The sequence below is a fragment of the Mesotoga sp. Brook.08.YT.4.2.5.2. genome (genome assembly GCF_003351125.1).
In the GTDB taxonomy this organism is placed as follows: domain Bacteria; phylum Thermotogota; class Thermotogae; order Petrotogales; family Kosmotogaceae; genus Mesotoga.
Genome location: NZ_JPGZ01000029.1, coordinates 1 through 1,523 on the forward strand (window position 1 = coordinate 1; position 1,523 = coordinate 1,523).

Genomic DNA, 1,523 nt, shown 5'->3' on the forward strand with positions numbered 1-1,523 from the left:
TTATTATCTGTGATGAGTGGGGCTATGTGCCTCTTGATCGTGATGGATCGAAGTTGTTGTTTCAAGTTGTCTCAGAATGCTATGAACAAAGGAGTGTGATAATCACAACGAATCTGGAGTTCAGTAAGTGGGTCCATATCTTCTACGATGAACAGATGACCGCGGCAATGATTGATCGTCTTGTTCACCACAGTCATTTGTTGTTGTTCGAAGGTCAGAGTTTTAGAATTAGAAATTCTCTAATGAAAACTCATTAACTAAATTTCCCGGGTGGAAAGTTCTTTGGAATTCTTGCAAATACAGGGAATTCACTCTTGCAAAAAACAGTTCTTGAGCAAAACTGGACATCGGATTTCACAGGTCAAGAAGCTATACTCCTGTAAGGTTAATGCAAGAACATGTCACTAATCCACGCAACGGAACTCTTTTTCTTGAAGATCAGTATTCTTTGTCGAGCTCTAAAGGGAGGGATTTGCTCTCAGCTTATTTTCCCTGATGAACTATGTGGATGACTCGCGATGAAATTGATTTCTCAATAGGGAGAGAATGAAAGTTAGTTGGTTCCTCGAATTACAATACGATTCTTCTCGTCTTATTTCAGTGCGGTCTTTGAGCAATACTTGCAGATCCACAGAATTGGCTCTGTGATTAACTTTTGTATCAGTATAGTTTCCCATGTAACAGCTCTGATTTTCCCTTGCATTTTGCATCTTGTATGGGGTATCATTATATATTCCATTTCTATGCGAGGGAGCTGACAGTCGAATCGATTAGACGGTTTCTGAGGATAAGATATTTGTAAGAACCTCCTAAGAACTGAGTTGAGAACGCCCGAAAGACCTCCTTATTTCTAATCAGTTCCCTCGTGTTTCCTTGTTTCCCTCTCAGGTTTTCTTCAATTATGACTTCACTAAGACTCTAGACTTGAGAACCACTTCTATAGCTTTGCTCTTATAACTGGTGAGTAGCCCAGGGGGATTTCACCCCCAGGCTCTCTCAGAACCGGACTTGAATCTCTCGATTCATCCGGCTCCCATTATCCAGCCGAATAGAATATCCCCATTGTCCAGTGTACAAATAGGCGAGGCTCCCTGCGAGCAAGAGCTTCTAGCCATTTACCCGCTTTTGTACGACCTCTCCTTTTCTTGTACTTGTTTCTTACCCATTGAACTAAGGCTTTGTTTAGCCGACTCAGTACTGTATACATTTCAAATCTGCGAAAGTGTCCGTAGTAGTTTATCCAACCTCTTATTACCGGGTTGATCCTTTCTGAGAGTTCTTCAATACTCAGGTATGACTTGGTTTGAAGTCTCATTCTCCGGATCTTCTGTCTCATCGCCTTCTTTGCCTGTTCACTCACTGCAGGGGTGAAGCTGTAGAAGATCCTCCCATTTCTGTCTTTGCAGCTACGAACTCTGAAGGTGTATCCTAGAAAGTCAAAGCTTGTATTTGGATACTCGTCCTTCCTCTTATCGTCTTTGCAGTAGACAATACGGGTCTTCTCTGGATGAAGCTCCAGTTTG

At 42.0% G+C, this 1,523-nt stretch carries 2 protein-coding genes; one reads left to right on the plus strand and one right to left on the minus strand.

Annotated features, from left to right (window positions below; translation table 11 throughout):
* A partial coding sequence (locus Q502_RS06970; protein ID WP_181815879.1) for an ATP-binding protein occupies positions 1 to 257 on the plus strand: 257 nt, incomplete at its 5' end.
* 779 nt (positions 258 to 1,036) lie between these two features.
* On the opposite strand, the gene Q502_RS06975 is transcribed toward Q502_RS06970, so the two are convergent.
* Positions 1,037 to 1,523, minus strand: a 487-nt coding sequence (locus tag Q502_RS06975) for a group II intron maturase-specific domain-containing protein (protein WP_309473467.1), incomplete at its 5' end; no start/stop codon positions are given.